A 1,141-nucleotide genomic window follows, 5' to 3' on the forward strand; every position below is an offset into this window, starting at 1 on the left:
GACACCTTAGAAATAGCTATAAATAAGAGGAAGCCTAAGGAACCAATTATCTTTCATTCGGATCAAGGAAGCCAATTTAAATCAGCTTCCTTTAGAAAGTTATTAGATGAGCATCAATTGCTTGCTTCTTACTCCAAGCCTGGATATCCTTATGATAATGCCGTCACTGAGGTCTTTTTCAAGTATCTTAAACATCGAGAAATTAATCGCAGAACTTATCACTCCATTCAAGAAGTTCAACTCTCTTGCTTTGAATACATCGAACAATTTTATAACAATTATAATCCTCATTCCGCCAACAAGGGTTTAACTCCAAATCAGAAAGAAGAAAATTATTTTAAGAAAATATAGCTCATTTTGTGTCTAAATATTTGACATTGGTCCATAAATGTCAATATCAGAATTTTTATTACCTAAATTTTCAAAAAATGATGTATAAAAAAGCGTTCCTACATCATTATTTGAAGAGGGGGAGTCTATTTTTGTGATAACTTCTTTAAGAGCAACTTCATTTTTTATTAAAATTGACTCTAATATATTTTTTTCAATTTTTCTCCCTCTCCCAATAAACCTTTTTAGATTTTATCAAAGCTTTATTTATTAATCCATTATAATAGTCAACTGCCTCTAAAATAGAATTCTTTACTTCTTGCTCTGATAAACCTGTATCTTTATAAGCATAATCAATTGCTCTTGAACATGTTATGATGGCTCCTAAACCATTATTATCAAACGCTGCGTCTAATAGTTTCACATCTCCTCCTTGATAACCAACTCCTGGGATTAGAAATAAGGTTTTTGGTAAGAGTCTCCTATACTTAGTTAAATCTTCGGGATATGTTGCTCCAATGACAGCTCCAATATCTGAAAATCCATAATTCCCAACTTTATTCGTGCTTTTAATAATATAATCACATACAACTTCAGAGATAGTTTTATTTTCAGAATCCAGTATTTTATCTTGCAATTCTCCTGAAGAAGGATTGCTTGTTTTCACTAAAATAATAGAGCCCTTATCATTTTCTTCTCCTAATTTTATAAATGGGTCTAATCCATCACTTCCCAAGTATGGATTAATTGTTACTGCATCTACAGATAAAGTAGAGCTCCACTCATCTGCTGTATTCTTATAAAAAGTTTC

The 1,141-nt window shown here is 31.4% G+C and carries 1 protein-coding gene and 1 pseudogene; one reads left to right on the forward strand and one right to left on the reverse strand.

The window, feature by feature from the left end:
• Window positions 1–367 (forward strand): annotated as a pseudogene (locus ABT160_RS47085) (DDE-type integrase/transposase/recombinase); the annotation flags it as partial.
• A gap of 177 nt (window positions 368–544) precedes the next feature.
• Here the strand turns inward: ABT160_RS47085 and pyrF are convergent.
• On the reverse strand, window positions 545–1,141 hold a 597-nt coding region (gene pyrF, locus ABT160_RS47090; protein ID WP_351656612.1), incomplete at its 5' end, for an orotidine-5'-phosphate decarboxylase.

It is taken from the genome of Streptomyces sp. NPDC001941 (genome assembly GCF_040296945.1).
GTDB lineage: Bacteria > Actinomycetota > Actinomycetes > Streptomycetales > Streptomycetaceae > Streptomyces.